The following is a 15,841-nucleotide window of genomic DNA, read 5'->3' as shown; positions in this document are numbered from 1 at the left end:
TGCGGAAGACGCCCATGCCGGTCGAACCCATGCCTCATTACCTGCGCATCCGCGACCAGCTGGCGCAGGACATCGCCAACGCCACCCTGAGTCAGCGCCTGCCTGCCGAGCGCGAGCTGGCCGAGCGCTTCGGCTGCACCCGCGTGACCCTGCGCGAGGCGCTGCAGCAGCTGGAGACGGAAGGCGTGCTGTACCGCGAAAATCGCCGTGGCTGGTTCGTCTCGCCGCCGCGCATCCGCTACAACCCGACGCGTACCACCGGCTTCATGGATTACGTCGAGGCCCAGGGGCGCGTGCCGCGCACCGAAGTCCTGGCCGCCGAACGCCGCGCCGCCGGGCCGGTACTGGCGCGGCGCATGGGGTTGGATGAAGAGGCCGAGGTATTCCACATCCTGCGCCGCCGCTGGGTCGACGAGCGGCCGGTGATGCTCGAGGAGATCACCCTGGACGCCAACTGGTGCGCAGGCCTGCTCGATCACGGGCTGGACACCTCGCTCACCCGCGTGCTGCGCGAGGAGCTGGGGCTGAGCCTGTCTCGCTCCGAGCTGGCCATGCACTCCACGGCGCTGGTGGAGGCACGGGCGACGCCGCTGCAACTGACGCCGGGCTCGCCGGGGCTGTACGTGGAGCGCGCCAGCTATGTCGAGAGCGGTCGGTTGGTGGAGTGGGACCAGGAGTTCTGGCGCTCCGATGCGCTGGAAATTGTCATCGACGCACGGTATCCCGACTGAAGTGGCACTATGCTTTCAACTGCAAGCAAGCGAAACGGCATCCTGCGCCCCTGAATCGAAATCCTGCGAGATCGGTCCGGGTCTGCAAAACCGTCGAGCCTCTATATAATCTGCCCGCATAGCGGGGCCGCCATGGCTGGCCCGATTCACATTCACTGGAGAATTCCCGATGCGCCCACTAGGCGTCCAATGGACGAAACGCTGCTTCAGCCTGCTCGCCGCCGCCGGCCTGGCTACCATTCCCTTCCTGGCGCAGGCGGCCAGCGAGGACGACCCGTGGGAAAGCATCAACCGTCCGATCTTCACCTTCAACGACACCCTGGACACCTACGCCCTCAAGCCGCTGGCCCAGGGTTACCAGTACGTCACCCCGAACGTCGTGCAGGACGGCGTGCACAACTTCTTCGGCAACATCGGTGACGTGAAGAACCTGGTCAACGACCTGCTGCAGCTGAAGTTCCACAACGCCGGCGTCGACACTAGCCGCCTGCTGTTCAACACCACCTTCGGCCTGGCCGGTGTCTTCGACGTGGCCACCCACATGGGCCTGCGCCGCAACGACGAAGACTTCGGCCAGACCCTCGGCCATTACGGCGTGGGCAGCGGCCCCTACGTGATGCTGCCGTTGCTGGGCCCGAGCACCCTGCGCGATGCACCTTCGCTGATTCCGGATTCCTACACCGGCCCCTACCCGTACATCGACAACGTGCCGGTTCGTAACAGCATGCGCGCCGTGGACGTGGTCGACACCCGCGCCGACCTGCTCAAGTCCGAGAAGCTGATCAGCGGAGACAAGTACACCTTCATCCGCAACGCCTACCTGCAGAACCGCGAGTTCAAGGTCAAGGACGGCGAAGTCGAAGACGACTTCTGATCGGCCTTGCACGCAGACCTCTCCTGTCCTCTGGCCCGCGCCATTCGTGGCGCGGGTGGTGCCTGCTTGAACCCTTGAGCGGATGGGAGTAGTGTCTGCGCCTTGTCGCGACCGACCCGCGCCGCTGTTCCCTAGAATGAGCGCCAAACCACAACCCCGGCGCCGTTTGCCTGGATGACCCATGCACAAAGCCAGTGCCTCGCTGCTGATTATCGATGACGACGACGTCGTCCGCGAAAGCCTCGCCGCCTACCTGGAAGACAGCGGATTCAAGGTCACACAGGCCACCAACGGCCTGGAAGGCCTGAAAGTCTTCGAGCACGAACTCCCCGATCTGGTGATCTGCGATCTGCGCATGCCGCAGATGGACGGCCTCGAGCTGATCCGTCGCGTCACCGAGATGGCGGTGGAAACCCCGGTGATCGTACTGTCCGGCGCAGGCGTCATGAGCGACGCCGTCGAGGCCCTGCGCCTGGGCGCCGCCGACTACCTGATCAAGCCGCTGGAAGACCTCGCCGTCCTGGAACACTCGGTACGCCGTGCCCTGGATCGCGCCTTCCTGCGCTCGGAAAACCGTCGCTACCGCGAGAAGCTGGAAACCGCCAACCGCGAGCTGCAGGCCAGCCTGAACCTGCTCCAGGAAGACCAGAACGCCGGTCGCCAGGTGCAGATGAACATGCTGCCGGAGACACCGTGGGAATCCGAAGGCCTGGCCTTCTCCCACCAGATCATCCCGTCGCTGTACCTGTCGGGTGACTTCGTCGACTACTTCCGCGTGGACGCCCGCCGCATCGGCTTCTATCTGGCCGACGTTTCCGGCCACGGTGCTTCGTCCGCCTTCGTCACCGTGCTGCTGAAGTTCATGACCACGCGGCTGTTGTACGAATCCAAGCGCAACGACATGTTGCCGGAATTCAAGCCATCGGACGTTCTCGGCCACATCAACCGTGGGCTGATCAACTGCAACCTGGGCAAGCATGTGACCATGCTCGGTGGCGTGATCGACTTGGATACCGACCGTCTGACCTACAGCATCGGTGGTCACCTGCCGCTGCCTGTGCTTTATGTCGACGGCGAAGCCCGTTACCTGGAAGGCCGTGGCCTGCCGGTGGGGCTGTTCGACGAAGCGACTTACGAGGATCATGTCCTCGATCTTCCCAAGTCCTTCAGCCTTTCCCTGTTCTCGGACGGAATTCTCGACGTCCTTCCGGGAGCTACGCTGAAGGAAAAGGAGACGGCCCTGCCCGAGCAGGTCGTCGCCGCCGGCGGAACCCTGGATGGCCTGCGCCAAGTCTTCGGACTGGCCAAGTTGTCCGAGATGCCGGATGATATTGCCTTGCTGGTGTTGAGCAGGAACCTTGCATGAGTACCGGTAAAATCCAGTTCGCCGAGCAGGATGGCTCATTTGTCCTGAAGTTTGTGGGCGAAGTCCGACTGACCCTGTGTTCGGCGCTGGATGCCACCATTGAAAAAATCTTCGCCGCGTTGAATTTCTCGGCGATCATCATCGATCTCACGGAAACCCAGAGCATCGACAGCACCACGCTGGGCCTCCTGGCGAAGCTGTCCATTCTCTCGCGGCAGAAGGTCGGTCTGTTGCCCACGCTGGTCACCACCAACGCGGACATCACCCGGCTGCTGCAGTCGATGGGCTTCGATCAGGTGTTCAACATCGTCGATCGCCCGATTCCGTGCTCGGATTGCCTGACCGATCTGCCTCCCCAGGACCAGTCCGAGGAGGTGGTGCGCGGCAAGGTGCTCGAAGCCCACCGTATCCTGATGGGCCTGAACGAGACCAACCGCGAGGCCTTCCACGATCTGGTGAGCGCGCTAGAGCGCCACTGATTCGATGAGACCCAATGCAAACCGGCGCCCTGGGGCGCCGGTTTGCTTTTGCTCGTCTACAGCTTTCTGCCGCGATCAGCGGCCGGCGAGCAGTGCCTCGAGCTTCTCCTGGTCGCGGGCGAACAGGCGGATGCCTTCGGCCAGCTTCTCGGTGCCCATGGCGTCTTCGTTCATCTGCCAGCGGAAGGCGCTCTCGTCCAGCACCTGGCGGGCTTCGCCGCCGCCGGGTTGCAGCGCGCGCGGCAGTTCGCCTTCGGTGTCGGCCAGTTGTTGCAGCAGGTCCGGGCTGATGGTCAGGCGGTCGCAGCCGGCGAGCTGCTCGATCTGCCCGAGGTTGCGGAAGCTGGCACCCATCACCACGGTCTCGTAGCCGTTGGCCTTGTAGTAGCGATAGATGCGCGAGACCGACTGCACGCCCGGGTCTTCCGCGCCCACGTAATCACGGTTGTTGGCCTTCTTGTACCAGTCGTAGATGCGCCCGACGAAGGGCGAGATCAGGAACACGCCGGCGTCGGCGCAGGCTGCGGCCTGGGCGAAGGAGAACAGCAGGGTCAGGTTGGTCTGGATGCCTTCGCGCTCCAGTTGCTCGGCGGCGCGGATGCCTTCCCAGGTGGAAGCGATCTTGATCAGCACGCGGTCGCGGCCAATGCCCTGCTGATCGTACAGCTCGATCAGGCGATGGGCGCGCTGCAGCGTGGCCTCGGTATCGAAGGACAGGCGCGCGTCCACTTCGGTGGAGATGCGCCCCGGAATCACGCCCAGGATGTCCTTGCCCACGGCGACGGCGAAGCGGTCGCAAGCCAGGCCGGTGTCACCCTGCGCGCCTTCGGTGGCGCGAGCCAGGTGCTCGGTGTAGCGGGGCAGGGCGGCGGCCTTCAGCAGCAGAGACGGGTTGGTGGTGGCATCCACCGGCTTCAGGCGGGCAATGGCGTCGAAATCGCCGGTATCGGCGACAACCGTGGTGTACTGCTTGAGTTGTTCCAGCTTGGAGGTCATGGCGCGTCTTCCGTAGAGAGTGCATCGACCTTACCCGAGGCCGATGCGCCACTCAACGGGACTCAGTGACCGGCGAGAAGTTCTCCGGCCTGATCGAGCAGTCCGAGGGAATCCTGGGTCTTGTGAACGTCCACCGAGAGCAGCTGGCGGAAGCGCCGCGCACCTGGGAAGCCCTGGGCCAGGCCCAGCACATGGCGGGTCACGTGATGCATCGCGCCGCCCTCGGCGATGTGCCGCTCGATGTACGGGCGCATCCGCGCCAGCGCTTCGGCGCGGCTGATGGCTGGCTGCTCGGAGCCATACAGCGCGGCGTCCACCTGGGCCAGCAGGTAGGGGTTGTGGTACGCCTCGCGGCCGAGCATCACGCCGTCGAACACCTGCAGGTGCTCGCGGCATTCCTCCAGCGTCTTGATGCCACCGTTGAGGACGATCTCCAGCTCCGCGAAGTCGCGCTTGAGCTGCGCGGCGATGTCGTAGCGCAGCGGCGGGATCTCGCGGTTTTCCTTGGGCGACAGGCCCTCGAGGATGGCGATGCGCGCGTGTACGGTGAAGCTGCGGCAGCCGGCGTCGCGCACCTGGCCGACGAAGTCGCAGAGCTCTTCATAGCTGTCACGACCGTTGATGCCGATGCGGTGCTTGACCGTCACCGGGATCGATACCGCGTCACGCATGGCCTTTACGCAATCTGCGACCAGTGCCGGGTGGCCCATCAGGCAGGCACCGATCATGTTGTTCTGCACGCGGTCGCTGGGGCAGCCGACGTTCAGGTTGACCTCGTCGTAACCCGCTTCCTCGGCCAGCTTCGCCGCTGCTGCCAGGTCCGCCGGGTTGCTGCCGCCCAGCTGCAGCGCCAGCGGGTGCTCGCACTCGTCGTGGCGCAGGAAGCGCGCGGTATCGCCGTGCAGCACGGCACCGGTGGTGACCATCTCCGTGTAGAGCAGCGCGTGGCTGGAAAGCTGGCGCAGGAAGTACCGACAATGACGGTCGGTCCAATCCATCATCGGCGCCACGGAGAAGCGGCGGGAGGGCTCGGGGCGGTTGGTGGCAGTGGGTGTTGCGCTGGTCATAGGTACTGGATATCTGGCTTCGCTAGGGGCGCGAAATCGCTCGCGCCGACGGAAAGGGCGAAGATTTTACCGGGGTTGCCGGCGCAGCGCACGGAAACCGGCAGGCGGTCTGCCGCCGGCTTGACCTGACCGGACTGTCCGCATCGATGCAACTGCTACCCTCTGGGTTCCTGACAGAAGGATCTCACTCGATGAAACCCCTATTGTTGACGCTGCCGCTGATCCTGCTGGCCGCCTGTTCCTCGCCGGGCAAGCTGAAGGAGGAGGCGCCGGCGTTGCGGCTGGAGAGCGGCAAGTCGCCCTCGGTCTACATGACTTGCCTGCTGCCCAAATGGCAGGCCATACGCTCCTCGGCGGCGGTGAAGGAAATCCGTTTCGGCTACCGGCTGCTGGTGCCGGCCGCCTCGGGCGATAGCGCCGAGGTGCTGCTGGAGACGACGGCGGCGGACAAGGGTAGCGATGTGGTGCTCTATCGCCGCAATCCACCGAGCGCGGACGATGCGATCACCCAGGCGGCGCGCAGCTGCCTGTAGCGACTCAAGCAGCGCCTCGTCTACCACTAAGGAACGATAGCCGCCGGGTGCAGCAGGCGGCCTAATGGCTCAGACAAGAATAATCGGGTTCCCCGGCAGCGCGCCCGCGCTGCGCAGCGGCAGGGCCCGCCAGAAGAGAGCTGTTGCCATGGATATCGCGCGTCCGCGTATCGTCCTCATCCTTACCCTGCAGACTTGCGGCCTGGTGCTGCTGTTCATCGCCCAGGCGCTGGGCGGCTGGCCGTTGTCTGTGTGCCTGCTGCTTGCCGCGATACTGCTCTGGGGGCCGTGGTTCGTCCCCGAGCGGGCGGCGCCGGCCGGAGCGCTGGCGGTGTTGCCGGACGTCGCCGAGCTGACCCGCGAGCTGTCCCAGGGCACCAGCCGCAATGCTTTGTCCGCCGCCGGCGTGTCGTTCTCGGTGCAGCGGCTGGTGGAAAAGCTGGAGTCCCAGGTAGTGGCCGCCGAGCAGATCGTCGGTAGCGCCGAGGTGATGATCCATACCGAGCGGGCTACTTCCAATCTGGCGCGCCAGGCGAAGGAGGCGGCCACGCTGGCCCGCGCAGGCAGTGACAGCGGGCGCAGCGAGCTGCAGGCCGCGATCGACTGCATGCGCCAACTGAGCCAGCGCGCCAGCGCCAGTCGCGCGCTGATCGAGACACTGAACGCGCGCAGTGAGGATATCCAGCGCGTCACCCAGGTGATCCAGTCGATCGCCAGCCAGACCAACCTGCTGGCCCTCAACGCGGCCATCGAGGCGGCGCGGGCAGGGGAGCACGGCCGTGGCTTCGCCGTGGTGGCCGAGGAGGTTCGCGGGCTCGCCGGGCGTACTGCCGAGGCCACCGACGAGGTGGGGCAGATGATCGAGGATATCCAGCGCCAGACCGGCGAGGTGGTGGAGCAGATTCGCCAGCTCACCGACGACCTGGGCCTTGGCGTCAGTCAGGTGGAGAGCACCGGCCGCCAGCTGCAGGATATCGCCGGGCTGGCCGCCACCGTGGAAACCCAGATCACCGAGATCGCCGAGGGCGCGGAGATCAACCGCAACCAGCTGGACAGCCTGTTTGCCGCCGTCGAGCAGGTGCGCGGCGACCTGCGCGCCAGTGACGAACAGACCCACCGCCTGGCTGACGCCGCGATGCAGCTGGAAAGCCAGGCGGAGACCATCAGCGAACGACTCGCCGAGGTGGCGCTGGATGACTATCACCAGCGCGCCTACGACCTCGCCCGTGCCGGCGCCCAGGCCATCGGTGCGAAGTTCGAGACGGACATGGAGAACGGCCGGATCGGCTTCGACGATCTGTTCGACCGCGACTACCAGCCGATGCCCGGCACCCGCCCGCAGAAGTTCCGCACGCGCTTCGACCGCTACACCGACGAAGTGCTGCCGCGCATCCAGGAAGACCTGCTGCAACGCCACGAAGGGTTGGTATTCGCCATCGCCTGCACCGCTGAGGGCTATGTGCCGACACATAATCAGGCATTCAGCCATCCGCCGAGCGGCGACCTGCAGGTGGACATGCTCAAGAGCCGCAGCAAGCGCCTGTTCAACGACCGTACCGGCGTGCGCTGCGGCAGCCACAACCAGCCGATGCTGCTACAGACCTACTGTCGCGATACCGGCGAGCTGATGCATGACCTTTCGGTGCCGATCTACGTGCGCGGGCGCCAGTGGGGTGGGCTGCGTCTGGGTTACCGGCCGGAGGCCTGAGTCTCGGAGCCGAATCGCAGGCGAAAAAAAGCCGCGAAGGAGTTGGACGCGGCTTGGTGCGGGCGTCCGGGAGACGCCCGCGAAAGGGACTCAGTGATGCCCGCAGAGGGCGTCGCGGCCTTGTTCGCCGAGGATGTTGAACAGGATGTTCAGCACCACGGCCCAGATCGCGGTCATCGCGATGCCGCTGTGAGTGATCGGCTCCATCCACTGGGGCAGCGCGGCAAAGAAGTCCGGGCGCACCACCGGCACCATTCCCATGCCAATGCTCACCGCCACCAGCAGTTGGTTACGGCGGTCGACGATGTCCGCTTCGTGGAGGATGCGGATGCCGCTGGCCGCGACCATGCCGAACATGGCGATGCCGGCGCCGCCCAGCACCGCCGGCGGAATCGAGGCGACCAGGAAGGCGGCCTTGGGCAGCAGCGACAGGGCGATCAGGAACAGCGCGGCGGCGGCGGTGACGTAGCGGCTGCGCACGCCGGTCATCTGCACCAGGCCGATGTTCTGGGCGAACGAGGAATGGGTGAAGGTGTTCATGAAGCCGGCGACGAACGAGGCGCTGGCATCGCACAGCAGGCCACGGCGCAGGCGGTTGGGGCAGATTTCGGTCTCGGTGATCTTGCCCAGGGCGAGGAACATGCCGGTGGACTCGACGAAGATGATCACCACCACCAGGCACATGGACAGCACCGGGGCGAGGTGGAATTCCGGCGCGCCGAAATGCAGCGGGGTGACCACGTCGAACCACGGGCGCTGCTCGATGCCCTCCAGGCTGACCATGCCCATGCTGGCGCCGATGATGTAGCCCAGCAGCATGCCGATCAGCACCGAGACGTTGACCCAGAAGCCTTTCATGAAGCGGTTGATCAGCAGGATCACCGCCAGCACGAAGGACGACAGGGCGAGGTATTCGATGGCGCCGAAGTTGGCGGCCGCCTTGCCGCCACCGGCCCAGTTGATCGCCACCGGAAACAGGCACATGCCGATGGAGGTGATCACGGTGCCGGTCACCAGCGGCGGGAAGAAGCGCACGATGCGGCTCATGAACGGCGCGATGACCATGCCGAAGAAGCCCGCAGCGATGGTGGCACCGAAGATGCCGGTCATGCCCACGCCGGGCATCCCGGCCATGGCGACCATGCTGCCGACGGCGGCGAAACTGGCGCCCATCATCACCGGCATGCGGATGCCCACCGGGCCGATGCCGAGCGATTGCACGAGCGTGGCGATCCCGGCGACCAGCAGGTCGGCGTTGATCAGGAAGGCGATTTCTTCACGGGAGAGTCCGGCGGCCTGGCCGACGATCAGCGGGACGGCGACGGCGCCGCCATACATCAGGAGAACGTGCTGGAAGCCGACCAGCAGCAGCTGCAGCAAAGGCAAACGCTGGTCGACGGGCGAGCCGGTATGGGAGCGCTCAGTTACCACGGACATGCAACACCTCGGTTTTTATTGTTGTCAGTCGCTGGTTGCCGGACGGGCACGACAACCGGGAAGTACTGGCCGATCTCACCCCCGGGGCCGAGCGGGTGAAGCGGTGCGGGACTTTATAAACGCGATGTGTATTACGTTCAATCGATTTTTGTATACAACTCTCCGGTCACGTTTTGTCTCCATGGTGCTGCATCGCTCTAGGCCGCGTGTTTCGTGGCTTCGGCAATTCTGTAGCCATTGGTCGAGTGGACTACATTTTTTGTTTCATCATTCGGCCCAACCTGTAGGAGCGCGCCATGCGGGCCGTGCGCGCGATCGCGGGCATGGCCCGCTCCTACAGGGCAATGCCGATCTGCGGGCATAAAAAAACCGCACCCCAAGGTGCGGTTTCTCTGGCCGTGCCGCAGGCTCAATTAACCTGGGCGCCCCTGGAGATCCAGTCTCCGACGAGCTTGCGCTCTTCCGGGGTCATCTGGGTGATGTTGCCCAGCGGCATCACCTGCGAGGCCACGGCCTGCGCCTGGATGCGCGGGGCGAGCTGCTGGATCTGCTGCGGGGTGTCGAACATCACGCCAGCCGGCGCGGTGCTGAACAGGTTGCTGGTCGGCTTGGCCGAGTGGCACACGGCGCAGCGTTCCTGGATGACGTGATGGACCTTGTCGAAGCCTTCGGTCGAGCCGGCGGCCGTGGATGCCTGCGCCGGAGCAGCCTGAGCCTGCTGGGCCGCGGCAGCCTTGGCGGCTTCCTCGTCCTTGGCGCGCTCGGCCGGGGTCTTGCCGCCGATGGCGGTTTCCGGCAGCGGCTGGTACTCCACCTTCGCCGGCTGGGCGCTGGCAGTGTTATCACTGCTGGGGAGGTTCGGGCCGGTGACGAAGGCCAGGGCGATCATGCCGACAGCGCCGGCGGGCAGGGCCCAGGCCATGCCGTTGCCGTTGTGGCGGGTGTTGAAGTAGTGACGCACGATCACTGCCAGTGCCGCGATGCAGGTCAGGATCAGCCAGTTGTAGTGGCTGCCGTAAGTGCTCGGGAAGTGGTTGCTGATCATGATGAACAGCACCGGCAGGGTGAAGTAGTTGTTGTGGCGCGAACGCAGCAGGCCTTTGGCCGGCAGTACCGGGTCGGGCTCGCGGCCTTCCTCGATGGCCTTAACCAGCGCGCGCTGGGCCGGCATGATCACGCGGAACACGTTGCCCACCATGATGGTGCCGATGATGGCGCCCACGTGCAGGTACGCACCGCGACCGCTGAACACCTGGCTGAGCAGGTAGGCGGCGAGGACCAGCAGGCCGAACAGGATGGCGCCCAGCAGGGCGGGTTTCTTGCCCAGCGGGGAGTCGCACAGGGTGCTGTAGACGAACCAGCCGGCGATCAGCGAGCCGATGCCGATGGCCACGGCAGCGGCCGGAGCCAGGTCGCTGCCCGGAGCGATCAGGTACAGGGTCGGGTTCAGGTAGAACACGATGGTCAGCAGGCAGATACCCGACATCCAGGTGGAGTAGGCCTCCCATTTGAACCAGTGCAGGTTGTCCGGCATTTTCGGCGGGGCGAGCTTGTACTTCTCCAGGTGGTAGATGCCGCCACCATGGATCGCCCAGAGGTCACCGGAAAGCCCCTCGCGCGGGTTGGCGCGGTTGAGGTTGTTTTCCAGCCAGACGAAGTAGAACGAGGCGCCGATCCACGCGATACCCACGATCATGTGGATCCAGCGGACCAGCAGGTTCAGCCATTCGATGAGATGTGCTTCCACAGTTTTTTACCTCTTGCCCGGGCATCGCCGTCGCGCTGCGCGGACCTCTCTTATTAGTTCGCTTGGGGGTCGAGGAGGAGCTGTTCGTCCTCGGTGAAGAAATGCTCGTCGCAGTTGTTGCCAGAACCGCTGCGATCGACCACCAGGAAGTCATCCCGCTTTTCGATCGTCAGCACCGGGTGGTGCCAGACGCCGCGGTGGTAATTGACGCCCTGCTTGCCGTTGGACAGGAAAGCGCGGGCGAGACCCGATACAGGTACATCGCCAACTGGCGCGACCACGATCAGAAATTGATTGCCGAGCAGCGGAATGAACGCCTGGCTGCCCTGCGGGTGACGTTCCAGCATACGGATGCGCAAGGGCATCTCCAGGGACTCGGCGCTGAAGATGCTGATGATCGCCTTGTCGTCGGGCTGCGCCGTTTCGACGGTGGCGAGCTTGTGATAACGGCGGGTGGAACCGTTGTTGATCATGAAGAAGTCACTGCCTTCGGTTTCGATGACATCACCGAACGGTGCGAAGGCTTCCTTGGTCAACGGCTCGATCTTCAGGGTACGCATGGCTGGTCTTCTTATATCGTTGTTCGCATTGGCCCCTTCGCCGGGAAGGGGAGTGAAGGTCCGCTCGCTCAGAGCTGCTGCAGGCGGAACATCGCGATCTTGTTGATCTCCGCCAGGGCAGTCTGGAACTCCTGCTCCGGCGTGTTGTGGATGCGCTCTTCGAACGCAGCCAGGATCTGGTGGCGATTGCTGCCCTTCACCGCCTTGATGAAGGGGAAGCCGAACTTGGCCTTGTAGGCGTCGTTGAGTTCGGTGAAGCGGGCGAACTCCTCGGCGGTGCAGTCCTGGATGCCGGCGCCGGCCTGTTCGGCGGTGCTGGAGGCAGTCAGTTCGCCACGGACGGCGGCCTTGCCGGCGAGGTCCGGGTGCGCGTTGATCAGTGCCAGCTGGGCTTCATGGCTGGCGGACAGGAGGATGTCGGCCATGCGCTGCTGCAGCAGTTCGATGTCGTTCAGGCTGTCGTCGACGCCCAGGTCATAGGCCTTCTCGGCGACCCACGGGGAGTGCTCGTAGATGTCGGCGAAGGCGGAAACGAAAGCCGCGCGGTCGAGGCTGGCCGGGGTCAGGGTCTGGAAGCGGCTCATGCCTGGTTCTCCTGCGCTTTGAACGGGTGGTTCTCGTGCCAGTGCTTGGCGATGTCGACGCGGCGGGTGATCCACACCTTCTCGTGACCCTTAACGTACTGGATGAAACGCTCCAGCGAGGCCATACGCGCCGGACGGCCCAGCAGGCGACAGTGCATGCCGATGGAGAGCATCTTCGGCGCGCCCTCGGCACCTTCGGCGTAGAGCACGTCGAAGGCATCTTTCAGGTATTCGAAGAAGTCGTCGCCCTTGTTGAAGCCCTGCACCTGGGTGAAGCGCATGTCGTTGGTGTCCAGGGTGTAGGGGATCACCAGGTGCGGTTTCTCGGCGGTGCTCGCCGGGTCCCAGTAGGGCAGGTCGTCGTCGTAGGTGTCGGAGTCGTAGAGGAAGTTGCCGTCTTCGCGGACGATGCGGCGGGTGTTCGGGCCCAGGCGGCCGGTGTACCAGCCCTGCGGGCGCTGGCCGGTGAGTTCGGTGAGGATGCGCACGGCCTCGAACATGTGCTCGCGCTCCTGCTCCGGGTCCATGTACTGGTAGTCGATCCAGCGGTAGCCGTGGCTGCAGATCTCGTGGCCGTCGGCGACCATCTGGCGGATCGCCTCGGGGTGGCGCTGGGCGGCCATGGCCACGGCGAACACGGTCAGCGGCAGGTCGTACTTGCGGAACAGTTTGAGCAGGCGCCATACGCCGGCACGGCTGCCGTATTCGTACAGCGATTCCATGCACATGTTGCGCTCGCCCTTGAGCGGTTGGGCGGCAACCATTTCGGAGAGGAAGGCTTCGGATTCGGCGTCGCCGTGAAGGATGTTGCGTTCGCCGCCTTCCTCATAGTTGAGGACGAAGGACAGGGCGATGCGCGCATCGTTCGGCCAGTGCGGATGGGGGATGTTGTTGCCGTAACCGATCAGGTCGCGTGGGTAGTCAGCGCTCACTGCAGTGTTCCTTCTTGTGGTTGGCGGTCGGCGCCGGGTCGGTGGACTGTGCGCTGCCGTTGATGGGTGCATTGTATACAAAATGTGGAGCGGTCTGTAAATACAATCTGCGCAACGGTCGTTTGATTCCGTTCATCAGTGTTCGATGGACTCTGGAAGCCGGTTATGCCCTGTTGTGGCGCGGGCTCGGATGGTATTTCGAGCACTTCTGCGGCTGGCGGCGGGCTGAAGCAGCGGGGCCTTTTTGGCAGGTTGAATCAGTTTTTTGTATACAATCAATTGTGCCGCTGGGTATATTCGCTTCACCAAACGCACCCGCGGGCTGCTTCGATGGCGACCCGCTCATTCGCATCAACAAGACAGAGGAGGAAGGTGTCGGCCGGCTCCGCCGCAGGACACCGATAAGCCCATGGGACGCCTGACCACTCACGTACTGGATTCCGCCCACGGCTGCCCCGGCCATGGCATCAAGATCGAGCTGTTCCGCGTCGAAGGCCAGCAGCTGGAACTGATCGCCACCCGCGTGACCAACGACGATGGCCGCTGCGACGAGCCGCTGCTGCAGGGCGAGGATTTCCGCGCCGGCGTCTACCAGCTGCTGTTCAACGCTGGCGACTACTACCGCGCCCGTGGCGTCGAGCTGCCCCAGCCGGCGTTCCTCGACCAGGTCGTGCTGCGCTTCGGCATCGCCTCGGAGAGCGACCACTACCATGTGCCGCTGCTGATTTCCCCCTACAGCTATTCCACCTATCGCGGCAGCTAGTCCCCGCCCGTAGGTCTTCCCGGACTCTTCGTGGAGTCTTCCTCAGCCCGCCCACACTGCGGGCTTTTTTTTGCCTGTCGTACGGAAAATCGTGTAGGACGCACGGGCGGGATGGGCACATTTGGACTAGAAAAAAGGAGGGAAAAAACTGTTTCGAGGGGTGGTATGAGCAGGATTCTGATCGTCGATGAACAGCCGGTGACCCGTCACGCGCTGCGCCTGATGATGGAGGCGGACCGGCACGAGGTCGTCGGCGAGGCGGACAACGGGCCCGATGCGCTGCATCAGGTGCGGGTATGCAAGCCGGATCTGATGATCCTCGAACTGTCGATTCCGCGCCTGGGTGGGCTGGAGGTCCTGCAACGCCTGGTGGCCCAGGAGTCGCCAGTCAAGGTACTGGTGCTCACCTCGCAGGATTCCGAGTACTTCGCCGGGCGTTGTCTGACCGCCGGCGCGGCTGGTTTCGTCAGCAAGCAGGAGAACCCCCAGGCGGTCCGCGAAGCAGTGCGGGCGATCGCCCAGGGGCACAGTTATTTCCCCAGCCACGCGCTGGGCAGCGTCAGCGCGGCAGAAGAAGCCGGGCATGGCGAGCTGATCAAGGGGCTGTCGGTCCGCGAGCTCAGCGTCCTGCAACTGCTGGCGCGGGGCCTGAGCAACATCGCCATCGCCGACCAGCTGGCCATCAGCGACAAGACGGTGAGCACCTACAAGGTGCGGCTGATGCAGAAGCTGCACGCCAAGTCATTGGTGGAGCTGATCGATATCGGTCGTCGCCATGGGCTGGTGGAAGGTGGTGCGCGGGAAGAGTCCGGGAGCGCTGCGTCAGAGCTGGACGATGAGCAGCTTCGCGAGCTGGGCATGTTGCGCAGGTTCATGGAATCCATTCCCTATCCGATCAGCCTGCGCGGGCTGGATGGTCGCATTCAGTACTGCAGTGATGCCTCGCTGGAGACGCTGGGTAGGACACGCGAGGAGGTCATCGGCAGTACCTGGTCAGAGCTTGGCGTATTCGCCAGTACTGACGAGGCTCAGCTGTTGCAGGATCGCTTCCTTGCCGCGGTCGGCAAGGGCGAGAGCCTGGACTGGGATGTCGAATTCCAGGGCGCTCAGGAACGTCGCGTGGTTCACGTCTGGGCAAGGCCCTATCGAGACGGGCAGGACGCCCTGCTGGGGGTGATGAGCGGCGTCGTCGATATCACCCACCAGGACAATCTGATTCGTGGGCTGCGTAATGCCAATGCTCGGATTGGCACCATCAGTCGGGGCAAGGGGTTGTTCCTTGCGAGCATGGGCAGCGAATTGCAGGGGCCGCTACAGAATATCCTGGCGATGATCGGTATGGCGCTCAACCAGGAGGATCCTGCGCGGCGCGTCGAGCCGTTACAGGTGGCGCGCAGCATGGCGGAGAACATGTTGCACATGCTGGACGACCTCAATCTGCTCAGCCGTGCGGACCTGGGACGGCTCCACCTGGCGCCGGAGGAAGTGGACTTGAAGGCGCTCGCGCAGCGGCAGTTGGACATGTTGGCTGAGCCAGCGATGACCAAGGGATTGACGCTGGACGCGGATTTCAGTCTGGCCATGCAACCGCGGGTCTGGTGTGATCCGTTGCGCTTGCGGCAGGTGCTCAACAACCTGCTCAGCAATGCTCTGAAGTTCACCGATCACGGAGCAATCGTCTTGCGGCTGAGCGCGCGCGGTAGTGGCGAAGGCATGGTGGAGGTTCAGCTTGATGTCATCGACACCGGAGTGGGCATTCCGCTGGAGGAGCAGGAGACCCTGTTCGAGCCCTTCACTGCGCCGTTGAAGGGGGAGCGGGTGCGTCGTGGCAGCACCGGGCTGGGCCTGGCGCTGTCGCGCAGCCTGGTCGAACTGATGGGGGGCGAACTGACCATGAGCAGCCGTCCCGGAATCGGCACAGAGTTCGGCATCAAGTTGCTGTTGCCTGCCGTGGAAGGCTGAGCAGATTTCGCTTCGCTCCAATCCGGATGGCTCACTGTCCCCGCACTGCGAAAACAAAAGGCCCCGGCAATCGCCGGGGCCTTTTTCATCTTGCGCAGCAGA

General features: G+C 64.4%; 15 protein-coding genes. 8 read left to right on the top strand and 7 right to left on the bottom strand.

The window, feature by feature from the left end:
- The first annotated feature begins 14 nt into the window (after positions 1-14).
- The 4 genes from ABKS89_RS19735 to rssC all read left to right on the top strand — a co-directional run bounded on the left by ABKS89_RS19735 (position 15) and on the right by rssC (position 3,450).
- Positions 15-731 (top strand): UTRA domain-containing protein, encoded by a 717-nt coding sequence (locus ABKS89_RS19735; RefSeq protein WP_348586741.1) that lies wholly within the window; start codon positions 15-17, stop codon positions 729-731.
- Positions 732-900: 169 nt separating this feature from the next.
- A complete protein-coding gene (locus ABKS89_RS19730) occupies positions 901-1,605 on the top strand; it encodes an MlaA family lipoprotein (RefSeq protein WP_138214786.1) in 705 nt (234 codons plus the stop codon).
- A 181-nt stretch (positions 1,606-1,786) separates the two neighbouring features.
- Positions 1,787-2,971 carry a two-component system response regulator RssB gene (gene rssB, locus ABKS89_RS19725; protein ID WP_192432890.1) on the top strand — a complete coding sequence of 395 codons (1,185 nt, stop codon included), beginning with the start codon at positions 1,787-1,789 and terminating at the stop codon, positions 2,969-2,971.
- Entirely contained in the window at positions 2,968-3,450 is a 483-nt protein-coding gene (gene rssC, locus ABKS89_RS19720) for an anti-sigma factor antagonist RssC (protein ID WP_017517513.1), read from the top strand. The genes rssB and rssC overlap by 4 nt, the downstream gene beginning before the upstream one ends.
- A 75-nt stretch (positions 3,451-3,525) precedes the next feature.
- Here rssC and tal read toward each other — a convergent pair whose 3' ends face one another.
- Together tal and dusA are read right to left on the bottom strand one after the other, a co-directional pair.
- Complete coding sequence (gene tal, locus ABKS89_RS19715) at positions 3,526-4,446, bottom strand: transaldolase (protein WP_348586739.1); 921 nt, start codon at positions 4,444-4,446, stop codon at positions 3,526-3,528.
- Positions 4,447-4,508: 62 nt separating this feature from the next.
- The gene (dusA, locus tag ABKS89_RS19710) at positions 4,509-5,513 is read right to left on the bottom strand and encodes a tRNA dihydrouridine(20/20a) synthase DusA (RefSeq protein WP_348586737.1); all 1,005 of its coding nucleotides are present in this window, start codon (positions 5,511-5,513) and stop codon (positions 4,509-4,511) included.
- A 191-nt stretch (positions 5,514-5,704) separates the two neighbouring features.
- On the opposite strand from dusA, the gene ABKS89_RS19705 reads away from it, so the two are divergent.
- On the top strand, positions 5,705-6,046 hold the full coding sequence (locus ABKS89_RS19705; protein ID WP_138214781.1) for a hypothetical protein: 342 nt from the start codon (positions 5,705-5,707) through the stop codon (positions 6,044-6,046).
- 64 nt (positions 6,047-6,110) lie between these two features.
- Positions 6,111-7,754: a methyl-accepting chemotaxis protein gene (locus ABKS89_RS19700; RefSeq protein WP_431312046.1), complete on the top strand. Its 1,644-nt coding sequence runs from the start codon at positions 6,111-6,113 to the stop codon at positions 7,752-7,754.
- Between the two features lie 90 nt (positions 7,755-7,844).
- On the opposite strand, the gene ABKS89_RS19695 is transcribed toward ABKS89_RS19700, so the two are convergent.
- The 5 genes from ABKS89_RS19695 to puuE form a co-directional block, all read right to left on the bottom strand.
- Positions 7,845-9,191 carry a nucleobase:cation symporter-2 family protein gene (locus ABKS89_RS19695; protein WP_348586736.1) on the bottom strand — a complete coding sequence of 449 codons (1,347 nt, stop codon included), beginning with the start codon at positions 9,189-9,191 and terminating at the stop codon, positions 7,845-7,847.
- A 409-nt stretch (positions 9,192-9,600) separates the two neighbouring features.
- Positions 9,601-10,938 (bottom strand): urate hydroxylase PuuD, encoded by a 1,338-nt coding sequence (locus tag ABKS89_RS19690; protein WP_138214779.1) that lies wholly within the window; start codon positions 10,936-10,938, stop codon positions 9,601-9,603.
- 53 nt (positions 10,939-10,991) lie between these two features.
- Complete coding sequence (locus ABKS89_RS19685; protein WP_138214778.1) at positions 10,992-11,498, bottom strand: ureidoglycolate lyase; 507 nt, start codon at positions 11,496-11,498, stop codon at positions 10,992-10,994.
- Positions 11,499-11,566: 68 nt separating this feature from the next.
- The gene (uraD, locus tag ABKS89_RS19680; protein ID WP_138214777.1) at positions 11,567-12,082 is read right to left on the bottom strand and encodes a 2-oxo-4-hydroxy-4-carboxy-5-ureidoimidazoline decarboxylase; all 516 of its coding nucleotides are present in this window, start codon (positions 12,080-12,082) and stop codon (positions 11,567-11,569) included.
- A complete protein-coding gene (gene puuE / locus ABKS89_RS19675; RefSeq protein WP_138214776.1) occupies positions 12,079-13,014 on the bottom strand; it encodes an allantoinase PuuE in 936 nt (311 codons plus the stop codon). Before puuE ends, uraD begins: the two co-directional genes overlap by 4 nt.
- A gap of 409 nt (positions 13,015-13,423) precedes the next feature.
- Between puuE and uraH the strand changes: the two genes are divergently transcribed.
- Positions 13,424-13,777: a hydroxyisourate hydrolase gene (gene uraH / locus ABKS89_RS19670; protein WP_024763899.1), complete on the top strand. Its 354-nt coding sequence runs from the start codon at positions 13,424-13,426 to the stop codon at positions 13,775-13,777.
- A 165-nt stretch (positions 13,778-13,942) separates the two neighbouring features.
- On the top strand, positions 13,943-15,739 hold the full coding sequence (locus ABKS89_RS19665) for an ATP-binding protein (RefSeq protein WP_138214775.1): 1,797 nt from the start codon (positions 13,943-13,945) through the stop codon (positions 15,737-15,739).
- Positions 15,740-15,841: the final 102 nt, after the last annotated feature.

The sequence above is a fragment of the Pseudomonas sp. LABIM340 genome, from assembly GCF_040017195.2.
Lineage (GTDB): Bacteria > Pseudomonadota > Gammaproteobacteria > Pseudomonadales > Pseudomonadaceae > Pseudomonas.
The sequence above is the reverse complement of the archived record's forward strand: the minus strand, read 5'-3'. Positions and strand labels throughout refer to the sequence as shown.